This is a genomic window from Microbacterium sp. SS28 (assembly GCF_022761035.1).
GTDB lineage: Bacteria > Actinomycetota > Actinomycetes > Actinomycetales > Microbacteriaceae > Microbacterium.
Genome location: NZ_JAKWJP010000006.1, coordinates 1 through 16,811 on the forward strand (window position 1 = coordinate 1; position 16,811 = coordinate 16,811).

The window sequence follows — 16,811 nt, forward strand, 5'->3', positions numbered from 1 at the left end:
ACCACGAGGTAATTTGGCATTTGACAAGTGCACGCTGTTGAGTTCTCAAGGATCGGATGCTCCCGCGCCAGCCTCTCGGCCGTCCCGCAGGGCAACTTCTCTATCTTATCCCTTGCCTCGCGCTTGTCAAATCGGCCTCCGTGACGATGTTCCACGTCTACGGCAGCACTCTTCGACAGTTTCGAGGAGGGAAACCTCCATCCGAACCCGAAGGTGTGAACCCTCAAGGAGGATCAGGATGGGGGGTGGTTCTCCACTTGAGGGGGGTGAGGCTCTCGGCCTCTCCGCTTCCCTGTGGGGCGAACAAGTAATAAGTTACGTGGCTCCCCACGGTTCGGCAAATCCTGCCCGCATCCCGGGCGTGTCACGGCGTTGCGAACGCCCACCACACCAGGAATGCCGCGGCCAGAGCGAGCACCCAGCTCACGAGGCTGCCGATCAGGAAGTACTCCGCACGGTTGCCCGCGGCGCTGTCGCGAGAGATCTCGGGAAAGCGCACGATCCCCTTCGCGGCGAGCACGGCAGCGAGGAGCGGATACATGCCGGCGAGCGTGAGCGCGAACACCATGAGTCGCTCGAGCGGGCCGATGAGTCGACCGCCCTTGAGCACCGCGACAGCCTCTGGGTGCTCTCCAGACTCGGCGAGCCCCGCCGATTCGAGTGCACCCCGCGCGGGGTCGGAGGATGCGACGCCTGCGGAATCCACAGCGGCAGCGGAGTCATCGGGGGCAGCGGCATCCGTCCCCTGCTCGTCGACGGCGACGGCAGCGGGAACCTGCACGACCTGTACGTGCTCTTGAGCGAGCGCAGCGCGCACCACGACGTTCGCCGACTCGAGCAGGAAGACCGCGGCGCCCGTCAGGAGCACGACGTGGTCGAACGTGAGCGGGCCGAACGGGCTGTCGAGATTCCAGATCTCGCCGATGAGCCCCGCATCGGGGCGCGGCGGGAAGAAGCCCACGGACAGTGCGCTCACGGCGCCGACGGCGACGACGGGCCAGAAGCCCGCGCGCGGACGACCCGCGACGGGAGTGAGCACCACCCAGCCGGCGGCGACGGCGAGCGCGAGGAGCGCGGCCGGGAGCGCCGCGGCGAAGGCTGCAACGACGAGGAGGACGAGCGCTCCGGCGGCGAAGCCGATCCAGCGGCGCCGCGCGGGAGCGAATTCGCGCACGAGATCGGCCGCGCCGATCGCGAGGAGCAGCAAGCCGGCCGCGATCACGAGGGCTCCCCCGCCCGCAGGAGCGCATAGCCCTCGACGATGGCGGATGCCCCAGCGGTCGCGAGCGACTGCGAGACAGCAGGCTGCGTGATGCCCTCGGCCTGTGCGAGATCGCGCTGCGTGACGCCGAGGCACCGGCCGAGCGTGAGCCGGCGGGTGCGCTCGTTCATCGAGCCCACGATCTGGTCGCGCGCGAGCAGATACGCATTGGCGTGACGGACGGCGATGTGCACTCCTGCATCTTCGCCGGGGGATGCGACAACCCACGTGCGCGCGCTCGGCGCGGCGCGCTGCTGCTTGGCATGGACGTGCTCGATGGCCTCGCGGGCCGCCCACCATCCGGGGCCGTCATGCAGCGCCCCGCCAGCCGACGGGAAGGTGTCGATCGCCCCGACGCCGAGACCGAATCGGCACTCGACGGTGTCTGGGAGCGAGAGCTGCAGCAGCAGCAGCCAGGCGAGCGCGTCATCGAGTGCCTCGAAGACGCCCTGCTGCTCATCGCCGACCGTGGGGCGCAGCGGCTCGCTCGCAAGGGGAAGCGACTGCTCGAGCTGCGCGATCGTCGAATCGAGCAGCTGCTGCGCCTCGGCGCGATCGGAGAGACGACGGGATCCGACGATGTCCGCGATGACGGCGACGACCATTGGATAAGCGTATCACTTATCTCGTGGATGAATAAGCGAAAGCCTTATTTGTTGGATCGATAAGCGGGGGTCACAGGCCCAGCGCGTGCGCCGCGGCCTGTGTGCGCGCCACGAGCTCCGCGCGCTGCTCGGCGACCCGGACCGGCGCGGTGCCCCCGGCACCCGTGCGCGAGCCGACCGATCCCTCGATCGTCAGCACGTCGCGCACCTCGGGCAGAAGAGCCGGCGAGAGGGAGGCGAGATCCTCGTCCGTCGCCTCGTGCAGCTCGATGCCGCGCTCCTCGCACAGTTTGACGAGGGCGCCCGAGATCTCGTGGGCATCGCGGAACGGCACGCCCTGGCGCACGAGCCAGTCCGCGACATCCGTCGCCAGCGAGAAGCCGAGCGGCGCGAGATACGCCATGCGCTCCGTGTCGAAGCGCAGCGTCGCAATCATGCCCGCGAAGGCGGGAAGGACGACCTCGAGGGTCGCGACCGAGTCGAAGACGGGCTCCTTGTCCTCCTGCAGGTCGCGGTTGTACGCGATGGGAAGCCCCTTGAGCGTCGTGAGGAGCCCCGCGAGATTGCCGACGAGGCGGCCCGCCTTGCCGCGCGCGAGCTCGGCGATGTCGGGGTTCTTCTTCTGCGGCATGATGCTCGACCCCGTCGAGAACCCGTCGTCGAGCGTGACGAACCCGAACTCCCGCGTATTCCAGAGGATGACGTCCTCGGCGAAGCGCGAGAGGTCGATGCCGATCTGGGCCGCAATGTAGGCGAACTCCGCGACGACGTCGCGCGCGGACGTGCCGTCGAGCGAGTTCTCGGAGGGACGTGCGAGTCCGAGCTCGCGCGCGACGAGCTCGGGGTCGAGGCCCAGGCTGGATCCCGCGAGCGCTCCCCCGCCGTACGGCGACACCGACGCGCGCACCGACCAGTCCCGGATGCGCTCGAGGTCGCGCACGAGCGGCCACGCGTGCGCCTGGAGGTGGTGCGCGAGCAGGATCGGCTGCGCGTGCTGCAGATGCGTGCGGCCGGGCATGATGGCGTGCGGGTGCGCCTCGGCCTGCGCCGCGATGGCATCGACGAGACGCAGGATGTCGCGCGCGATCGTGCGGGAGTGGTCGAGCAGGTACATCCGCACGAGCGTCGCGATCTGGTCGTTGCGGCTGCGGCCGGCGCGCAGCTTTCCGCCGAGCTCGGGCCCGACGGCGCGCAGCAGCGCGGCCTCGAGGGCACCGTGCACGTCTTCGTCGCCGGGAACGGGACGCAGGGTGCCGTCCTGGATGCCGCGGGCGAGGGTGTCGAGACCCTCGTGCATCGCGCGCTCTTCATCGGCGGTGAGGTACCCGGCCGCGGCGAGCGCCTTGGCGTGCGCGTGCGAGCCCGCGATGTCGTAGAGCGCGAGGCTCCAGTCGAAGTGCGTCGAACGGCTCAGCGCGGCGAGCTCGGGAGACGGCCCCGATGCGAATCGTGCGCCCCAGAGTGCGCCCTCGTTCGTGCCTTCGCCCTTCGCATCGCTCATCGTTCCAGCCTATCGGGGCCGGCCTCGGGCGCCGACGGCGCGGGGGGCGCTGCGGCAGCCGTCGACGGGGCATCCGTCGAGGAAGCGGGCGGGGACGCGAGGCCCGGGCTGCCCGCGGTCCAGAACGACGCCCCGGGCACGATGAACCGGGCGACCTGATCCGTGACCCACTCGAGCGGGCCCCGCCCGAGCGTGAGCGCCCAGATCGTGCACGCGATGAGGATCCCGATCGTGAACGCCGGGAAGGGTTCGAGCGAGCGGAAGGCGAAGAGGCGGCCCGGGTCTCCGAAGACGAGCCACGCCACGACCGCCCACGCGAGGACCTGCGCCACGTAGGCGGTGAGCGGCATCGATCCGACGGCGCGCAGCGGCAGGACGATCCACACGACGAACGTGCGACACACGAGCAGGCAGATCCCGACGGCAGCGAGCGCGAAGCCGCCCGATCCCACGATCTCGAGGATGCCTCCGGTGTGGGCGCCGGCCAGCCAGATCGACTCCCACAGCGTCGCGGACCTCGAGTCGGACTTCGAACCCGTCGCGACGTCGATGACGGCCGAGAGCACGGCGAGGGAACCCCCGGCGACGACGAGCCACACCTGCACGCGCGTGCGACGCACGCCCGCGCGAGCGATGGCGAGGCCCGCGACGACGAACGTGATCCACGACACGAACGGGTAGCGCCATCCGAGTGCCATCTCGACGATCTCACCGACGTCGCCGTCCCAGAAGGGAAGGCGATCGATCGACTCGGCGAGCACGGGCGTCGCGAGCGCGAGCGCCCCCGCGAGGACGAACAGCGTCCGCGCCGTCAGCCGTGTGAGCGGGATCGCGAGCAGGAAGAGGATCGCGTAGGCGGGCAGGATCACGACGATCGGCGTGCCCGTCGCGATGAGGAGGATGCCGAGCACCCACAGGAGCGACGCGCGGACGACGAGGCGCTTGCGCGCCGTCGACATCCGCTCCCCCTCGTACGGCGTCCGCGCACCCGTCACGAGCCCGATCGAGACACCCGCGAGCGTCGCGAACAGGATCGACGAGCGGCCCTGCACGACCCCCGCCCACGTGGACGGGTCGGCCCACACGAGGCGGTCGATCGTGAAGAGGTGCGCCGCGAGCATGCCGATGACGGCGAGACCCCGCGCGAGGTCCACTCCCGGGATGCGCGCGGGACCGTTCAGCCGCTCCCAGCGGGACGCGAGCCACTCCCGCGTCGCCGCCGGGGGCGCCACCTCATCGGCCGGAGTCGAGCGGACCGCGTTCACCGGACGTGCCCGGTCAGGACTGCCGGAGCAGCCAGACCAGGAGCGCCTTCTGCGCGTGCAGCCGGTTCTCGGCCTCGTCCCACACGACGCTCTGCGGCCCGTCGATGACGTCCGCCTCGACTTCGTAGCCGCGATCGGCGGGAAGGCAGTGGATGAAGATCGCCTCGGGCTTCGCGAGAGCCATGAGCTCGCGCGTCACCTTGTAGGCGCCCAGATCGCGCAGGCGCGCGAGCTTCTCCTCTTCCTTGCCCATCGAGACCCACGTGTCGGTCACGATGATGTCGGCGCCCGCCGCGGCCTCGTTGGCGTCCGTGTAGAGCTCCACCGACCCGCCGGTCTCGGCGGCGCGGCGATCCGCGTCGGCCACGACGTCGTCGCGCGGCGCGTAGTCTTCGGGCGAGGCCACGCGCACATGCATGCCCGCCGTGACGCACGCGAGCATGTACGAGTGGGCCATGTTGGAGCGGCCGTCGCCGAAGAACGCCAGCGTGAGCCCCGCGAGGTCGCCCTTGTGCTCGCGGATCGTGAGCAGATCGGCGAGCAGCTGGCACGGGTGGAAGTCGTCGCTCAGGGCGTTGACGACCGGCACCGAGGTGCCCGCCGCCATCTCTTCGAGACCCTTCTGCGCGTAGGTGCGCCACACGATCGCGGCGACCTGGCGCTCGAGCACGCGCGCCGTGTCGGCGGGCGTCTCCTTGCCGCCGAGCTGGCTGTTGGCCGTCGAGATGATGAGGGGCACGCCCCCGAGGTCGGCGATGCCGACCGCGAACGACACGCGCGTGCGCGTCGAGGACTTGTCGAAGATCACGGCGACCGTCTGCGGGCCCTCGAGCGGCTTGAGCTTCCAGCGGTCCTTCTTGAGCGCGATCGCGAGATCGATGATCTCGTCCTGCTCGGCCTTGGTCAGATCGTCGTCGCGCAGCAGGTGGCGGGTCATGCGCGCACCTCCGCACCGGCCTGGGCGGGCTCGTCCTCGAGGACGAGGGCGTGCGCGACGGTCTCCAGCGACGCGGCGAACAGCTGCACGAATTCGTCGATCTCGACGTCTCCGATCGTGAGGGCCGGGACGAGCCGGATGGTCTCGTCGTTGGGCGCGTTGATGATGAGTCCGTGCTCCTGCGCGGCCGCGACGACGGCCTTGGCGACGGGATGCCGCAGCCCCACGCCGACGAGAAGCCCCTTGCCCCGGCATCCACTCACCAACGGCGAGCCGATCGCCTCGATCGCGGCGCGCAGCTGCTCACCGCGCTCCGCGGCGTTCGCGACGAGGTCGGCTCGCTCGATCTCGGCGAGGACCGCACCGGCGACCGCCGTGCCGAGCGCGTTGCCGCCGAACGTCGAGCCGTGCGTGCCGGGGTAGAAGAGCTCGCTCGCGGCGCCGAAGGTGATGAGCGCCCCGATCGGGAAGCCGCCGCCGATGCCCTTCGCGACGGTGATCGCGTCGGGCGTGATGCCGTCGTGCTGGAAGGCGAACCACTCCCCCGTGCGGCCCGCTCCGGTCTGGATCTCGTCGATGATGAGCAGCACGCCGTGCTGCTCCGTGAGCTCGCGCGCGGCGCGGAGGAATCCCTCCGGCAGCTCGACGACGCCCGCCTCGCCCTTGACGGGTTCGACGAACAGCGCCGCGACACGGTCGTCGATCGCGGCCTCGAGGGCCTCGATCGTCGAGTCGATGAACTCGACCCCGCCGGCCATGGGCAGGAACGGCTCCTGCATCCACGGCTTGCCGGTCAGGGCGAGCGTGCCCATCGTGCGGCCGTGGAACGCGTCGCGCAGCGACAGGATCCGCGGCCGGTCGGCGCCGCCGTGGAGCCGCGCGAGCTTGAACGCCGCCTCGTTCGCCTCGGCGCCGGAGTTGCCGAAGTAGACGCGGCCCGAAGGGCCCGTCCCCGCGAGCCGCTTGAGGCGCGAGGCGAGCGCGAGCTGCGGCTCGGTCGCGAAGTAGTTCGAGACGTGCGCGAGCGTCGCAGCCTGTGCGGCGACCGCCTCGACGAAGACGGGGTGCGCGTGGCCGAGCGAGTTGACCGCGATGCCCGCGAGGAAGTCGAGGTAGCGCCGGCCCTTGTCATCCCACAGGTAGGCGCCCTCGCCGCGCGTGAACAGCGCCATCCGCTCGCCGAAGCTCCGCACCAGGTCGCGCCCCGCGTCGTCTTTCCAGGTCGTCGTCATCCGACCACCACCTCCGTTCCGATTCCCTTGCTCGTGAAGATCTCGACCAGCACCGAGTGCGGCACGCGGCCGTCTATGATGGCCGCCGTCTCGACGCCGCCCTCGACGGCGTCGAGGCACGCCTGCATCTTCGGGATCATGCCCGACTCGAGCGACGGCAGCATCGTGCGCAGCTCGCTCGAGGTCAGATGCGAGACGAGCGAGTCGCGGTTCGGCCAGTCCGAGTACAGCCCCGGCACGTCGGTCAGGACGACGAGCTTGGCGGCGTCCAGCGCGACGGCGAGAGCCGCGGCCGCGGCATCCGCATTGACGTTGAGTGAGTTCCCCGGGTGATCGAGGTCGGGCGCGATGCTCGAGACGACCGGGATGCGGCCTGCCGCGAGCTGGTCGAGCACAGGCTGCGGATCGACCTCGACGACGTCGCCGACGCGCCCCAGATCGTGCTCGACGCCCTCGATCGTGACACCACGCCGGCGTCCGCCGAACAGGCCCGCGTCCTCGCCCGAGAGACCGGCTGCGAGGGGACCGTGCGCGTTGATCTTGCCGACGAGCTGAGGATTGATCTGCCCCGTGAGCACCATGCGCACGACCGAGATCGCCTCGGTGCTCGTGACGCGGTAGCCGCCCTTGAACTCGCTCGGGATCGCGAGGCGGTCCAGCATCGACGAGATCTGCGGGCCGCCGCCGTGGACGACGACGGGCTTGACCCCGACGTAGCGGAGGTACGCGATGTCGGCGGCGAAGGCGTCCTGCAACTCGTCGCTGACCATCGCGTTGCCGCCGTACTTGATGACGATGACCTGGTCGCGGAAGCGCCGCAGCCAGGGCAGCGACTCGATGAGCGTCGCGGCCTTGGCGCTCGCCTCTGCGGGGTCGGTGTCCTGCCGTTCGATGTCGCTCATGAGGCGTACGCGCTGTTCTCGTGGACGTAGTCGTGCGTGAGGTCGTTCGTGAGGATCGTCGCCTCGGCGTCGCCGACCTTGAGGTCGATCACGATGCTCGTCGCCCGCGGCGTGAGGTCGACCTCGTCGCGCGGGCGGTCGGGGCCGCCCGCGGAGCAGACGCGCACCCCGTTCATCGACACGTCGACGTCGTACGGATCGAACTCCGCCTGCGTCGTGCCGATCGCCGCGAGCACGCGCCCCCAGTTCGGGTCGTTGCCGAAGATCGCGGCCTTGAACAGGTTGTTGCGCGCGACCGAGCGGCCGACCTCGACGGCGTCCGCCTCGGAGGCGGCGTGCACGACCTGGATCGTGATGTCGTGGCTCGCGCCCTCCGCATCGCCCTGCAGCTGACGTGCCAGGTCGGCCGCGACCTCCGTGAGTGCCGCGCGGAACGCGTCGGGGTCGGGCGTGACGCCGGACGCGCCCGAGACGAGCAGCGACACCTGGTCGTTGGTCGACATGCAGCCGTCCGAGTCGAGGCGGTCGAAGCTCACGTTCGTCGCGGCCCGCAGATGCGCATCGGCCTCGGCGGCGGTGAGCACGGCGTCGGTCGTGAGGACGACGAGCATCGTCGCGAGGCCGGGCGCCAGCATCCCGGCGCCCTTCGCCATGCCGCCGATCGACCAGCCCTCGCCCGCGACGACGGAGCGCTTGGCGCGCGAGTCGGTCGTCATGATGGCTTCGGATGCCGCGTCGCCGCCGTCGGCGCTCAGCTGGGCGATGCCCTGCGTCGTGCCCTCGAGCACCTTGGCACGGAACACGTCGTCGCCCGTGCCGATGAGGCCCGTAGAGCAGACGAGGATGTCGCCCGCCGACACGCCGAGCAGCTCGGCGGCCTTCTCGGCTGTCTCGTGCGTCGTCTGGAATCCGAACGAGCCCGTGAAGCAGTTGGCGCCGCCCGAATTGAGGACGATCGCCTCGACGACGCCGTCCTGGATCGCCTGCTGCGACCAGATGATGGGATTGGCCTTCGCCCGGTTGCTCGTGAAGACGGCGGCGCCGACCTTGAGGGGTCCGCGGTTGACGACGACCGCGACATCCGGCTTTCCGGAGGACTTCAGGCCGACCGCGACTCCGGCGGCCTCGAATCCGAGGGGTGCGGTGACGGTCACGGCGCGACCTCCCCATTCCCGCTCTGCGTGTCCCGATTCGGCCGGACGGAGCGGGCCGGGATCCGGCCCGAGTGGGACACGGAGGAGGTTGTGGGGGTCACGGCGCGACTCCGTTCACAGTGAGGCCACGGCCCTCGGGGAGGCCGAGCGCGAGGTTCATGGATTGCACGGCGGCGCCCGCCGTGCCCTTGACGAGGTTGTCGACGGCGGCGACGACCGTGACGCGGTTCGCGTCGCGGTCGATCGCGAGCCCGAGGAGGGCCGTGTTGGCGCCGACGACGTCGGCCGTGCGCGGGAACTGGCCCGCCGGCAGCAGCTGCACGAAGGTCTCGTCGCCGTACGCGGCCTCCCACGCGCCGCGGATGTCGTCGTCGGTCGTGCCCGGCGCGATGGGCGCCGACGACGTCGCGAGGATGCCGCGCGCCATGGGGACCAGGACGGGAGTGAAGGAGATGCGGATGCTGTCGGCCGGTGCAGCGCCGGACGCGGCGAGCGCCTGCCGGATCTCGGGGATGTGCCGGTGCGTGCCGCCGACCGCGTAGGGGTTGGCGGTGCCGAGGATCTCGCTCGCGAGGAGGTTCGTCTTGAGGCTCTTGCCGGCGCCCGAGGGCCCGACGGCGAGGACCGTGACGATGTCGGACGGGTCGATGACCCCCGCCGCGACACCCGGGGCGAGACTCAGGCTCACGGTCGACGCGTTGCACCCCGGAGCCGCGATGCGCGTCGCGCCGACGAGGTTCTCGCGCTGCTTCGCCCCTGCGACGAGAAGCTCGGGAACGCCGTACGTCCACGGCTCGTGGAAGGCGCCGCCGTAGAAGCGGTCCCAATCGGCCTGCGACGTGAGCCGGTGGTCGGCGCCCGCATCGATGACGAGCGCCGCGTCGGCGAGCGCATCGGTGTACTGGCCGGACTGCCCGTGCGGCAGCGCGAGGAAGACGATGTCGTGGCCCGCGAGCACCTCGGGCGTCGTCTCGGAGAGAATCAGGTGCGCGAGCGATCGCAGGTGCGGCTGGTGCTGGATGAGCGGCTGCCCCGCGTTGGCATGCGCCGTGACGGTGCGCAGCTCGATGTCGGGGTGTGCGGCGAGGATCCGCAGGATCTCGCCGCCCGCATAGCCGGATGCGCCGGAGACGGCGACCGAGTACGTCATGGATTCCACCTTAAGGTCTGGGGGTCTGCGCGAAGTTCATCCGAGGTCCGCAGAGCGGACATCGGGAGAGGCGGCGACGCCGGCTCGGGGTCCACGACAGGACCGCGCGCAGGGTCGCCTAGAGTCGGCGGTCGCCCAGACGTCGGCGCGCGGGAGCGACGCTCGGAACGAGCGTCGTGAGTCCCTGGGTCGCCGAAGGCATGCGCCGACGATATCCGCGGGGACGCGGCATCCGCAAATCGCGTGACGCTCTCGGAGTGCTCCCGTGACCGGCGCGTGCCGCGGTCAGCCCGTCAGCTCGGCGAGCAGCGCGCGCTCCGCGGCGCGTGTGAGCCCCGCACGCCGCTCGCGGTCGAGCCCGCTGCGCGCGATGTGCCCGCTGAGCCAGCCCGTCCCGCCGAGGACGAGGACGGTGGTCATCGCGAGGCGACGTGCTCGTCGAGAAAGTCGAGCGCTCGCGCCCAGGCTTCCATCGAGTGCGCCGGGCTGTACCGCCGCCCTGTGTCATTGAAGAATGCGTGCTCGGCGCCGGGGTAGACGACGGCCTCGAACTCGACGTCCGCGTCCGCCATAGCCTGCCGCACGCCGGGCAGCGCGTCGATGAGAGCGCGGTCCTCGGAGCCGTAGAGGCCGAGGATCGGCGACTCAATCCGACGGATGACCTCGGGCGCGGGCGCCGTCCCGTAGAACGGGATCGCGGCGCGGATGCGGCCGTCCGCCGCGGCGAGCGCGAACGAATACGTGCCTCCGAAGCAGAAGCCCGTCACGGCGAGGCGATCCTCGACACCCGGCTGCGCCTCGAGCCAGTCGACGACGGCGCGGAGCGCGCCGAGGGCCCAGTCCGCGTACTCCGGTGCACGCATGCTCGAGAGCGCGTCGCGCAGGCGCGGCTGCGCCGCCGTGCGCACCTCCTCGTCGGGGTCGTTCATGAGCGCGAAGAGTTCGGCCCCGAGGTGCGGCTCGACCCCCGCGCTGCTCAGGATGTCGGGCGCGGCGACGAGCCAGCCCTCCTCGGCGAACCGGTCCGCGACATCGCGGATGTGGTCGACGAGCCCCCAGATCTCGTGGATCAGGACGAGCCCGCCGATGGGCTCGTCCTCGGGTCGGGCGACGTACACCGGGAAGGGGGCGGCCGCGGCATCCTGGAGCGTCACATCGGGCATGGCGCCACGCTACCGCCTCGTCCGCGTGACTCTTGTGGGGGTTCCCCTGGACGGGTATATCTGGTGCGACCAGGTGGGGGTCTGTCGATCGGGGGGTCGTTCCGAATGCCGAAACCAGGACCGCTGTTCACGTTCCCGTCGATCGGCGGGGTGGAGTCGCCGTTCTACGCGCTCCGCTTCGACAAGTTCGGCGCACTCATCTCGCCCGAGACGACGCAGGACCTCATCGAGAAGCTCGAGAGCGGCGAGTTCACGGACGTCATCGTGTGCGCGCACGGGTGGAACAACATCTGGAAGACGGCGCTCGAGAACTATCGCGGCTTCATCGACAACCTCGGCGTCGTGCACCGGCGGACGGGCGTGAAGCCGAAGCATCCGTATCGTCCGCTCGCCATCGGCATCTTCTGGCCGTCGACGTCGCTCGTGCTCCCGTGGGAGCAGCCGCCGCGGATCGCCGGCGGCGACCCCGCGGAGAGGCCCGCCCTCGACGCGTGGGAGGTCGAGGACCAGCAGACCATCGCCGAGCTCCTCCCCGACGAGCAGCTCGAGGAGTTCTATGCGCTCACCGACGCGGCGGAGCTCGACGCGCAAGAAGCCGAGCGCCTCGCGGAGCTGCTGCTGAGGATCAGCTCTGCCGACGACGAGGATCTGCACGACCCCCACGCGGCGACCGTCGCGGATCTGCTCGCGGCGTGGAAGGCGTACGAGGCTCCCGAGGCCGTCGCCGTCGCGCCGGGCCGAGGCGGAGTGCGCGTCGCCGCCGACGAGGAGGCCGACGAGGAGGACGACGGGGAGGATGCCGCAGCCCCGGCGGCGCCTGTGGCGGCGGGCTCGTTCCCGAGCGATCCGCGGCAGCTGCTGCGGCTCACGACGGTCCGCGTCATGAAGGACCGCGCGGGGAAGGTCGGAGCGAGGGGCGTCGGGAGCGTCCTGCGCCGCGCCATGACGGCGGCCCCGCAGGCGCGCTTCCACCTCGTGGGCCACTCCTACGGCGCGCGGCTGCTGCTCAACGCCGTCTCGCGGCCCGTCGACGGGCCGCTCCCCGGCAGCGTGCGGAGCCTCCTGCTCCTCCAGCCGGCCGTCAACCACCTGTGCTTCGCCGACGCCCTGCCCGGGTTCGAGGGGACTCCCCCCGGCGGCTACCACGAGGCGATCGCGAAGGTCGAGCTGCCCATCCTGACGACGGTCTCGGTACACGACTTCCCGCTGCGCAAGGTGTTCCACCACGCCCTCATCCGGCCCAAGGACATCGGCGAGATCCTGATCGCGGGCGGCGACGACCCGCCGCCCAGCATCTACGCGGCGCTCGGCGGCTATGGCCCCCGCGGCATCGAGCCCGTCGCGAAGGTCGCGAAGGTCGAGATGATGGATCCGGCCGCCGCACCCAGCCCCGGCGACTTCTACGACCTGCGGCGCGACGGTCCCGAGATCATCGTCCTGGACGGCGACGACAAGATCGACGATCACGGCGATGTCGTGACGACGGCGACCGCCTGGGCGCTTCTGAACCTGATCGCGCAGGAGTGAGGACCGGCCGTGGCCGACTATCTGCAGCGGGAGTTCAGCCTTCCCGTCATCCGAGTCGTCACGACCCAGCGGAAGTCCGGTGCACTCGTCTCGGTCACGGCGCTGCTCAACCGGAACGGCCAGCGGTCCGAGGTCGGATCGGTCGAGGTGCCGCTCGCCCGCTTCGGCTATCGCGCCCACGGCAGCCCCGACCTCGCCGTGCCGCGCGAGATCATCGACATGCTCGCGGCCCTCGACCGCGAGGGCACGTGGCCGCAGGCGTCGCCCGAGTGGGAGGCGTGGCTGCACCTCGGGAAGCCGTACGGCACCCTCGGCGCCGTGCCGTGGGAGCGGGACCTCACAGAACCGCTCGGGAGGCCCATCGCGCGCCTGCCCGACGTCCTTCCCGTCCCGCGTCCTCCGCACGAGCGGTTCAACGTCGCGATCCTCGCGGCCGCCCCCCGCGTCGGGCCGGCCGGCATCGCGCGGATCGCCGACATCCTCGCGAAGGGCGTCGGCCCCAGCCTTCGTGTCTCGATCGTGAGCACGACCGAACAGCGGGGCGCCGTCGCCGCGGAGCTCGAGGGCAGCGCCATCGACCACGAGATCGTCCTGCTCCCGACGAGCCGGACCGCCGGATCGGTGCTCGACCGCACGGCGCAGGCCCTCGCAGGACGCCCCCTCGACGCCGTCCACTTCGTCATGCGGGCCGTGAGCATCGGGAGCCAGGGCGTCCTCGTGCCCGAGAAGCTCCCCGGGCCGTCGGCACTCACGACGAGCGACGTGTCGTCGTTCCTCACGAGCATGGGCGCCGGCATCGCGGGCTTCTCCCGGCCGCCCGGTCACTGGTCGGACTTCGGCCTGCGACTGCTCGTGGACGAGCTCGGCAGCACGCGCGCCGGCCCCGTCGTCCTGCACGATCAGCGCGGCGATCGCGACGGCAGCGGACTCGCGGGCGCCTATTCCGTCCTCGCGGCACCCGCCACCGATCGACTCGTCGCCTCGCGCGGTGTGTCGATCTACCTGCAGCCGGCCATGCTCGAGACCGACTACTACTCGACGCGGCGCGTCACCGACAACACGTGGCTGCCCGCTCAGGGGGCGATGTCGGCGCCGCCCGAGTCCTCCGACCTCTACGGCGCGACGCCCGCCTCGCCGGAATCCCCGGCCTCCCCCGCCGATCCCGCCGAGCCGCCCGCCGAGATGCCCCAGTGGGTGGCCGCGGCCCAGCAGTTCTTCGATCAGAAGAACACCGACCTCGCCCGGTTCGAGAGCGCCTCCTCTGCGCGCGACGTCACCGACGTCGAGAAGGCGCGCTTCGCCGGGATCAAGCGCGGCCTGGCCGACGCCGAGGAGATCCTCAAGCGGTACTCGAGGGGCGTCGATCAATGAGCGGCGTCATCATCCGGCTCGAGCCGGCCCAAGCGGAGCGAGGTCTCGCGCGGCTCGGCGGCATCCTGTGCAGTGTCGATGAGTCGCCCTTCCCGGGGATCGCGCGCAAGACGGGCCGATTGCGCGTCATCGCGGCCAAGCGGTCGTCGGGGGGCGTCGCGCCGGTCGAGAAGGAGGGAAAGCGGCTCGCCGAATGGATGCGGCGGGACGACGCCATCCGCAGCGTCATCGACCAGGTCCGCCTGAAGGGCGGTCCGCCGAGTGTGCCGATCCACCTCCTCGTCCTCGACAAGGACGCCCACACCCTCGCGTGGGAGACGCTGTTCGTGGAGGGGTTCCTCGCCCTCAACGAGCTCTCGCCCATCGCGCGCATCCCGCGGAATCTGCGCACCGACGTGCGGGATCCCGTCCGCCCCCTCGCCCTGCCGCTCCGCGTCACGTGCGTCATGTCGGCGACGGGGGTCTCGGCGCTCAAGCAGTGGACGGCCGTCCACGACTCCGTCTCGGCCGTGCGCGACCGTGTCCCCGTGCAGCTGACGATCATCTCGGGCGACAAGGACGTCCTCCAGGCGGCCAAGGAGAAGGCCGCGGCCGATCCGCTCCTGGTCGTGCATCCCGTGCCCGGCCCCAACGCCCCCGTCCCGCTGCTCGAGCTCATCCGCCGGACCGAGCCGCACGTGCTGCACTTCTTCGCGCACGGAGACGTCGACCGCAACAGCGCGCAGCGCATCCTCGTCGCGACCGTGAGCGACGTCGACACCGACTCGGGCATCCTCGACGCGGACGAAGTGGGCCGGATGGCCGCGCAGGTCGGCACGTGGTGCGTCGTGCTCACGATCTGCGGTGGAGCGGATGCCGCGACCACGGCGCAGCTCACCCACGCCGAGACGATCGTCACGCACGGCGTGCCCGCCTCGATCGCGATGCGCACCGAGATCACGAGCGCCGACGCCGACCGGTTCACGCAGTCCTGGTTCCCCGTGGCCCTGGACGCACTCGCGGCCGTCGCCGTCCCCGCCGCGCAGGCGACGGAGCGGCGGCCCCTCCAGTGGGCCGACACCCTCACCCGCGCGCGACGAGATCTGCGCGACCGCAACGGCGCCGATGCGGGCGCCAACGGCGTCTGGTCGCTTCCCGTGCTGTACGCCGTGCCCGGCACGTTCCTGCTCGAGGTGCCGGGCGGCGCGCACGGGGTCATCGCCGAGACCGTGCAGCAGGACCGTCTCGGGTCTCAGGACACGATCGAGCAGCTCATCGCGATCCTCGTGCAGAGGGGAGCTCCGCCGGAGGCCATCGCGCAGCTGCGCGAGCGTCTCGCGCAGGACGGGCCGGTGGCCTGATGAAGGTCCCGGCGACGATCCGCATCAACGCCGTCGACGATCAGGGCAACCTCGGGTCGAGCGACTTCGGCGACGGTGCCTTCGAGTGGGCGAAGCGGCAGGGTCTGCTCGAGGGCCAGGCGGTGCTCAAGCCCGAGGAGCGCGCCAGCCTCAACGACTGGGAGCGACGGGATGTCGGGTGGGGCGTCGTCCTGCCGTGGCGCAAGGGTCTCCGCGGGCGAGAGCTCGCCCGCGCGGACGACGCTCAGCCCGGCATCCGGAAGCTGCTGGAAGCCCGTCCCGACGCACCCGTCCTGCGCTACGTGCGGGAGAAGACCGCCGCGGGCACGCCCCCGCGTCACGACAAGCTCACGCGCTACTACGCGGACGGCACGAAGCAGGTGCTCACGATCGGCAACGGTCCGTTCGGCGTGGAGGACGGGCAGCTGCCCCGCTACCTGCTCATCGTCGGCGGGCCCGACGAGATTCCGTGGGCGGTGCAGTTCGCCGCCAATCGTCGCCACTTCGCCGGCCGCCTCGCCCTCGACGACGCCGCGCTCGAGCGCTACGTCGAGCATCTGATCGCGGAGTGGAAGGGCACCGCGCCCGATACGGCGGCCTCCGTCGTGTGGAACACATCCGACGACCCCATGTCGCTCGCGATGCAGACCGCGATCGCCGAGCCGCTCTCGATCGCGCTGGGCGAGGACGCCGACATGAGGGTGACCCGCGTCACGGGAGCGCACGCCACGGGCGCCCAGCTCGTCCAGACGCTCACGACGTCGCATCCCGGGACGATCGTGACGGTGAGCCACGGCCGGACGGGACCGCTGCACGACGCAGCCGCCATGCGCGCGGCCCTCGGGGTTCCCGTCGGCGCGGACGGCGCCGATCTCGACATGCTCGCCGCGTCCGCCGCGCAGATCTCGGGATCCGTCTGGCTCGCGTACGCGTGCTGCTCGGCCGGCTGCGACGAGGGCAGCCGGTTCTCGGGGCTCCTGCCGGCCGGCTCCTCCGCCGCCGAGATCGTCGCGGGGGTCGCCTCGCTCGGCCCGACGATCGCGCCACTCCCCCAGCGTCTGCTCTCGGCCGAGCACCCCGTCGCGGCGTTCATCGGCAAGATCGAGCCGACCTTCGACTGGACGCTCGCCGAGCCCGACACGGGCGAGAACGTCGTGCTCGACCTCGTCGACGCCGTCTACCCCAACCTGATCCGCGCCGAGACGATCGGCTTCGCCCTCGCCGAGTACTTCAGCGGCGTCGGGCGGCTGTACGGCTCGTTCTCGGACGCCAAGATCGCCGTCGACGCGCTCGAGGAGGGCGCGGAGGACCGCGCCGTCTACTACGCCCTGACGGCGCGCGACCGCGAGAGCCTCGTCATCCTCGGCGACCCGACGGTGCGGCTGCCGGCACTCCCCTGACCG

15 protein-coding genes are annotated in these 16,811 nt (G+C 71.3%); 4 read left to right on the forward strand and 11 right to left on the reverse strand.

Features of this window, described 5'->3' with window-relative positions:
* Positions 1-364 precede the first annotated feature (364 nt).
* From MJ607_RS16515 to MJ607_RS16560, 11 genes are all read right to left on the reverse strand, one after another.
* Positions 365-1,222 (reverse strand): hypothetical protein, encoded by an 858-nt coding sequence (locus MJ607_RS16515; RefSeq protein ID WP_243076715.1) that lies wholly within the window; start codon positions 1,220-1,222, stop codon positions 365-367.
* Complete coding sequence (locus MJ607_RS16520) at positions 1,219-1,866, reverse strand: SatD family protein (protein ID WP_243076716.1); 648 nt, start codon at positions 1,864-1,866, stop codon at positions 1,219-1,221. Before MJ607_RS16520 ends, MJ607_RS16515 begins: the two co-directional genes overlap by 4 nt.
* Before the next feature lie 70 nt (positions 1,867-1,936).
* Positions 1,937-3,367: an argininosuccinate lyase gene (argH, locus tag MJ607_RS16525; protein WP_243076717.1), complete on the reverse strand. Its 1,431-nt coding sequence runs from the start codon at positions 3,365-3,367 to the stop codon at positions 1,937-1,939.
* Positions 3,364-4,632, reverse strand: coding sequence for a heparan-alpha-glucosaminide N-acetyltransferase domain-containing protein (locus MJ607_RS16530; protein ID WP_243076718.1), 1,269 nt, complete (start codon positions 4,630-4,632; stop codon positions 3,364-3,366). The genes argH and MJ607_RS16530 overlap by 4 nt, the downstream gene beginning before the upstream one ends.
* Before the next feature lie 13 nt (positions 4,633-4,645).
* Entirely contained in the window at positions 4,646-5,569 is a 924-nt protein-coding gene (gene argF / locus MJ607_RS16535) for an ornithine carbamoyltransferase (RefSeq protein ID WP_243076719.1), read from the reverse strand.
* Positions 5,566-6,801, reverse strand: a complete 1,236-nt coding sequence (locus tag MJ607_RS16540) for an acetylornithine transaminase (RefSeq protein WP_243076720.1) — start codon at positions 6,799-6,801, stop codon at positions 5,566-5,568. The genes argF and MJ607_RS16540 overlap by 4 nt, the downstream gene beginning before the upstream one ends.
* The gene (gene argB, locus MJ607_RS16545) at positions 6,798-7,703 is read right to left on the reverse strand and encodes an acetylglutamate kinase (protein WP_243076721.1); all 906 of its coding nucleotides are present in this window, start codon (positions 7,701-7,703) and stop codon (positions 6,798-6,800) included. Before argB ends, MJ607_RS16540 begins: the two co-directional genes overlap by 4 nt.
* The gene (gene argJ, locus MJ607_RS16550) at positions 7,700-8,857 is read right to left on the reverse strand and encodes a bifunctional glutamate N-acetyltransferase/amino-acid acetyltransferase ArgJ (RefSeq protein ID WP_243076722.1); all 1,158 of its coding nucleotides are present in this window, start codon (positions 8,855-8,857) and stop codon (positions 7,700-7,702) included. Before argJ ends, argB begins: the two co-directional genes overlap by 4 nt.
* A gap of 97 nt (positions 8,858-8,954) precedes the next feature.
* The gene (gene argC, locus MJ607_RS16555; protein ID WP_243076723.1) at positions 8,955-10,007 is read right to left on the reverse strand and encodes an N-acetyl-gamma-glutamyl-phosphate reductase; all 1,053 of its coding nucleotides are present in this window, start codon (positions 10,005-10,007) and stop codon (positions 8,955-8,957) included.
* 285 nt (positions 10,008-10,292) lie between these two features.
* On the reverse strand, positions 10,293-10,427 hold the full coding sequence (locus tag MJ607_RS20080) for a hypothetical protein (RefSeq protein ID WP_279234805.1): 135 nt from the start codon (positions 10,425-10,427) through the stop codon (positions 10,293-10,295).
* Positions 10,424-11,170 carry a dienelactone hydrolase family protein gene (locus MJ607_RS16560; RefSeq protein ID WP_243076724.1) on the reverse strand — a complete coding sequence of 249 codons (747 nt, stop codon included), beginning with the start codon at positions 11,168-11,170 and terminating at the stop codon, positions 10,424-10,426. The genes MJ607_RS20080 and MJ607_RS16560 overlap by 4 nt, the downstream gene beginning before the upstream one ends.
* A 105-nt stretch (positions 11,171-11,275) precedes the next feature.
* On the opposite strand from MJ607_RS16560, the gene MJ607_RS16565 reads away from it, so the two are divergent.
* From MJ607_RS16565 to MJ607_RS16580, 4 genes are read left to right on the forward strand one after another with little or no spacing between them, the layout of a single operon-like run.
* Complete coding sequence (locus tag MJ607_RS16565; RefSeq protein WP_243076725.1) at positions 11,276-12,697, forward strand: hypothetical protein; 1,422 nt, start codon at positions 11,276-11,278, stop codon at positions 12,695-12,697.
* Between the two features lie 9 nt (positions 12,698-12,706).
* The gene (locus MJ607_RS16570; protein WP_243076726.1) at positions 12,707-14,068 is read left to right on the forward strand and encodes a hypothetical protein; all 1,362 of its coding nucleotides are present in this window, start codon (positions 12,707-12,709) and stop codon (positions 14,066-14,068) included.
* Positions 14,065-15,408, forward strand: a complete 1,344-nt coding sequence (locus MJ607_RS16575) for a CHAT domain-containing protein (protein WP_243076727.1) — start codon at positions 14,065-14,067, stop codon at positions 15,406-15,408. Before MJ607_RS16570 ends, MJ607_RS16575 begins: the two co-directional genes overlap by 4 nt.
* The gene (locus MJ607_RS16580; protein WP_243076728.1) at positions 15,408-16,808 is read left to right on the forward strand and encodes a hypothetical protein; all 1,401 of its coding nucleotides are present in this window, start codon (positions 15,408-15,410) and stop codon (positions 16,806-16,808) included. Before MJ607_RS16575 ends, MJ607_RS16580 begins: the two co-directional genes overlap by 1 nt.
* Positions 16,809-16,811 lie beyond the last annotated feature (3 nt).

Coding starts and splice junctions, on each gene's coding strand:
- MJ607_RS16520 (WP_243076716.1), bottom strand. CDS start 1,866: ATGGTCGTCGCCGTCATCGCGGACATCGTCGGATCCCGTCGTCTCTCC.
- argH (WP_243076717.1), bottom strand. CDS start 3,367: ATGAGCGATGCGAAGGGCGAAGGCACGAACGAGGGCGCACTCTGGGGC.
- argF (WP_243076719.1), bottom strand. CDS start 5,569: ATGACCCGCCACCTGCTGCGCGACGACGATCTGACCAAGGCCGAGCAG.
- MJ607_RS16540 (WP_243076720.1), bottom strand. CDS start 6,801: ATGACGACGACCTGGAAAGACGACGCGGGGCGCGACCTGGTGCGGAGC.
- argB (WP_243076721.1), bottom strand. CDS start 7,703: ATGAGCGACATCGAACGGCAGGACACCGACCCCGCAGAGGCGAGCGCC.
- argC (WP_243076723.1), bottom strand. CDS start 10,007: ATGACGTACTCGGTCGCCGTCTCCGGCGCATCCGGCTATGCGGGCGGC.
- MJ607_RS20080 (WP_279234805.1), bottom strand. CDS start 10,427: ATGACCACCGTCCTCGTCCTCGGCGGGACGGGCTGGCTCAGCGGGCAC.
- MJ607_RS16560 (WP_243076724.1), bottom strand. CDS start 11,170: ATGCCCGATGTGACGCTCCAGGATGCCGCGGCCGCCCCCTTCCCGGTG.
- MJ607_RS16565 (WP_243076725.1), top strand. CDS start 11,276: ATGCCGAAACCAGGACCGCTGTTCACGTTCCCGTCGATCGGCGGGGTG.
- MJ607_RS16575 (WP_243076727.1), top strand. CDS start 14,065: ATGAGCGGCGTCATCATCCGGCTCGAGCCGGCCCAAGCGGAGCGAGGT.
- MJ607_RS16580 (WP_243076728.1), top strand. CDS start 15,408: ATGAAGGTCCCGGCGACGATCCGCATCAACGCCGTCGACGATCAGGGC.